Origin of the sequence: Streptomyces sp. SID14478 (genome assembly GCF_010548525.1) — a bacterium.
In the GTDB taxonomy this organism is placed as follows: Bacteria; Actinomycetota; Actinomycetes; order Streptomycetales; family Streptomycetaceae; genus Streptomyces.
Map to the genome: position 1 here is coordinate 1 of NZ_JAAGMG010000717.1, position 1,938 is coordinate 1,938.

Below are 1,938 nucleotides of genomic sequence, written 5' to 3' on the forward strand. Positions count from 1 at the left end.
CCGCCGCCCGGCCCGTCCGGGTGCGCGCGGTCGGCCGGCTGGGCGGCGGCGACGTGCGGCTCGGCGGGGGTGCAGTGGTGGTGGCCGTGGCGTCCGTGGTGGACGGCGGCCGCGGTGTCGAAGCCGTCGGGGCAACTGCCGGAGAGGAACAGCGCGCACAGCGCGAGCAGCAGCGCGAGGGCCGCGCCCCGCCTCGCCCTGCGCCCCGTGTCACTCATCGTGCGGGCGAGCCTACGGTGTGTAGCTATCCGTGATCAAAAACAAACCGAGGCCGGAATCTCGAAAGATTCCGGCCTCGGCCTTCAGTAGCGGGGACAGGATTTGAACCTGCGACCTCTGGGTTATGAGCCCAGCGAGCTACCGAGCTGCTCCACCCCGCGTCGGTGAACCCAACAGTACCCATTGGGCGCAGCGAAAGCGAATCGGTTCCGCAGGGCTCAGGCGGACTGGGCGTGGGTGAGCGTCTCCCAGGCGACGAACAGGTCGTCGGTGCCTTCGGGCCGCTGCTCGCGGGTCAGCTTCTCGGTCTCGGGCAGCTTCATCTTCAGCCGTCCCCGCAGGTGGCTGAGGCCGACCTCGGTGTCCGGCCCCATGTCCCGCTGCACCTTCCCGCCGCACAGCCACTCGGGGGCGGCGGCGCCCAGCTGGTACTTGGAGTGGAACTCCAGCGCGGCGGCGAGCCGGTCCTTCACCTCGCCGTACAGGTCGAGCCCCTGGTGCCAGGCGGTCTCGGCGATGTGGGAGGTCGCGGCGAGGGAGTAGCTGGCGTGCTTGAAGTTGCGGCAGGTCTCCTGGGCGAGCCCGTCCTTGAACGTCTTCTGCCCGAACCAGTACGTCTGCAGCTTGGCCGGGGTGTCGATGTCGCTGCCCGCGGGCTTCACCGGCAGCGGCCCGTCGGAGGAGAGGTAGAAGTACGCGGGCACGCGGGTGCGGAAGTGCCCGACGGCCTTGTCGAAGGCGGCCTGGTCGTTGAGGTACACGGCCATGCTCATCGTCGCGTCGGCCATGAGGAGGTCCCAGTTGCCGTTGAAGTCGGCGGAGCCGGACTGCACCTCGGGCAGGTACACGTCGCGCAGCATCCGCTGGAACTTCAGCTCGTCGCCGTCCGCCCAGCCGTCGTACGTGTACTGCATCAGCTCGGCGGCCTTCGCCCAGGAGGTGGCGGCCCAGGCGGTCTGCAGCCCGGCGTTGCCCTCGGTGTGCCGCTTCACGGTGCCCGACCAGGCGTCCATGATCTGCACGGCCTTGTCGGCGTGGGCCTTCTTGCCGGTGATGTTCCACAGCAGCGCCTGCGTGTAGGCGGCGATGGCGTCCTCGCGCTCCTCCACGCAGCCCTGCCCCGGGCGGGTGTCGGGCGGGCACTCCACGGTGGCGTACGGCTTGGCCTTGTAGTCGAGGGCGGCGTACTTGCTGCCGCTCATCTTCTGGTACGCCGACAGCCACGGCTCTTCCTTGCGGGCGACGTGGTCGCGGGCCGCCGTCAGCTGCGCCTTGCCGACCAGCACTCCCGGGTGCGCGAAGGGCGCTCCCGCGGGGCGGGTGTCGGGGTGGACCGCGAGGTCCGCGGCCGGGTCTGCGGACGTACCGCAGGCCGCCGCGGCGGCCATCACAAAGGGGAGAAGAATCCCTGGCAGGACACGTCTCGTCATACGTCGCGTCCGCGGGCCCGCTGCCATGCAACACCTCCGGTTCGGTCACTGGCAGCCTGACCCGTGCGGGCCGTCGGCGCAGGATCTGTTGCGCCGGTCGGGAGCGGGCGGTTCGTCAAGATTCGTTAAAGGGCCTCCAATTGACGGGCCCTCCGGGACTCCCGCGCGGGGTCGGCTAAGGCCCCACAGCCCCTTGCCCGCGGTCACGGCCCCGCCGACCAGCGCGAGCCCGAGGACCCTCGCGCGGACCCCGCGCTCCGGCACCCGCCCGGCCGGTCCGCGCCCCAGG

Annotated in this window: 2 protein-coding genes and 1 tRNA gene; all 3 read right to left on the bottom strand. The window is 71.1% G+C overall.

The window, feature by feature from the left end:
• On the bottom strand, positions 1-218 hold a 218-nt coding region (locus tag G3I40_RS23835; RefSeq protein WP_164304160.1), incomplete at its 3' end, for a hypothetical protein.
• 88 nt (positions 219-306) lie between these two features.
• Positions 307-380 (bottom strand) — tRNA-Met (locus tag G3I40_RS23840).
• 57 nt (positions 381-437) lie between these two features.
• Positions 438-1,607 carry an alginate lyase family protein gene (locus tag G3I40_RS23845; RefSeq protein WP_239091912.1) on the bottom strand — a complete coding sequence of 390 codons (1,170 nt, stop codon included), beginning with the start codon at positions 1,605-1,607 and terminating at the stop codon, positions 438-440.
• Positions 1,608-1,938 lie beyond the last annotated feature (331 nt).

Excerpts from the sequence above, each read along its gene's own strand:
- G3I40_RS23845 (WP_239091912.1), bottom strand. The coding sequence starts at position 1,607 with ATGGCCGCCGCGGCGGCCTGCGGTACGTCCGCAGACCCGGCCGCGGAC.